We start from the raw sequence: 675 nt of genomic DNA on the forward strand, positions 1-675 counted from the left end.
CCCCAGTGCCTGGCCGCCGGCGAGGCCGAAGGCAATGCCGCAGCCGACGACGCTGAAAAAGGCTTTCAGGCTCTGCATCCAGCCCAGGTCGTTGCCGCTGGCGGCGATGAAGCTGTACACCACCAGTGCCAGCAGGGCGCCGATGGGGTCGATGACGATGCCTTCCCAGCGCAGGATGTTGGCGATGGTGGCGTTGGGGCGCACCACCCGCAGCATCGGCACGATCACCGTGGGGCCGGTGACCAGGGTGAGGGTGCCGAACAGCAGGGCCATCTCCCAGGTGAAGTCCAGCAGGTAATGAGTCGCCACGGCGATCACGCCTCAGGTGACGAGCGCGCCGATGCTGACCAGTCGACGAACGACGGTGCCGATTTCCTTCCACTCGTCGAGGTGCAGGGTCAGGCTGCCTTCGAACAGCACCAGCGCCACCGCCAGCGACACCAGCGGGAACAGCAGCGGGCCGAACAGGTGCTCCGGCGTCAGCAGGTGCAGGACGGGCCCTACCAGGATGCCGCTCAGCAGCAGGAACAGGATCGCCGGCAGGCGCAGGCGCCAGGCCAGCCACTGGCTGAGGAGGGCTGCGATGCCAATGCCGGCGAAGGCGTAGTAAGTGCTGTGTTCGTCCATGATGGAGCCGGGGTCCTTGCGCGGTTGACGGTGGAGTTGCGGCAGCTC

General features: G+C 67.0%; 1 pseudogene. It reads right to left on the reverse strand.

The annotated features are described in order from the left end of the window. Positions 1 to 627: pseudogene (locus J5M58_RS25840) on the reverse strand (cation:proton antiporter); the annotation flags it as partial. Between the last annotated feature and the right edge of the window lie 48 nt (positions 628 to 675).

Source organism: Pseudomonas sp. 32_A, from assembly GCF_017490905.1.
Lineage (GTDB): Bacteria > Pseudomonadota > Gammaproteobacteria > Pseudomonadales > Pseudomonadaceae > Aquipseudomonas > Aquipseudomonas inefficax.